Here is a 944-nt window from a genome sequence, read left to right as displayed (position 1 = left end):
GACCGAGGTTGACCGCCGCCTGGTCGATCAACTGACCGAGCTGCGCGCTGGAGGTGGACATGCGGCCGATGAGGTCGGCAACGCTGTCGGCCAGCGTCGAGCGCGCGCCCTCGACGGCCGAAAGCGTCTCGGCCGTGCGGCTGGCGAGCGCGTTGACGAGGGCCGCGTTTTCGCTGCGCAGCTTCTCGGTCGCCCGCTCGGTGACCTCTTCCATGTTTTTCTGCAGTTCGGAGCCGCCCTGGGCGAAGCGCTCGACCAGAGGACGCGCCGTCTCGTCGAGGATCTTCGACATCTCGGCCGAACGCGCCGCAAGCATGGTGTTGAGCTCGCGGGTGTTGGCGCCGATGGTCTTTGCCGCCTCGTTGGTGCTCTGGCCGATATGCTGGCCGACCGCGGTGAAGGTTTCGGCGATGACGTTGGCGCGCGAGATGAGCTGGGCCTCGGCGCTCGATACCTGCTCGCTGAGCTTCTGGCCCATCGTTTCGGCGGTGTGGGCGAGGCGGCTCTCGACGCTCGTCACCTGCTCCTCGACACGGGTGGCGGCCGCGGCCGCGCTCGATGCCAGGCGCTCGTCGGCGCCGGCAAGCGCCTGCTCGATCTCGCGGGCGTGGACAGCGAGCTCCTGGCCGGTCTGGCGAGCGCGATCGGCGACGCGCTGCTCGGTGGCCGCGAATGCGCCGACAATGGCATCGGTATGTTCGCCGATGGTCGAACTGCTGCTGGCGATGCGCGACACCAGGCGGCTATCGGCATCGTCGAAGATGCGGGCAATTTCAGACGCCCGCGACGACAGCGCTTCCGAACCTTCCGCGATGCGCGAGATCAGATGCTGGTCGGCGGCGTCGAAGATGCGGCCGAGATCGGAGGCGCGTGCGGCCAGGGCTTCGGCCGATTCGGTGATGCGCATGCTCAGCCGCTCGTCGGCGCCCTCGAAATTGCGCAGG

1 pseudogene is annotated in these 944 nt (G+C 68.5%); it reads right to left on the bottom strand.

Annotated features, from left to right (window positions below):
• Positions 1-944: pseudogene (locus EOA38_RS37720) on the bottom strand (kinesin); the annotation flags it as partial.

The organism is Mesorhizobium sp. M1E.F.Ca.ET.041.01.1.1 (assembly GCF_003997355.1).
Classification (GTDB): domain Bacteria; phylum Pseudomonadota; class Alphaproteobacteria; order Rhizobiales; family Rhizobiaceae; genus Mesorhizobium.
This window is presented reverse-complemented; position numbering and strand designations above follow the sequence as displayed.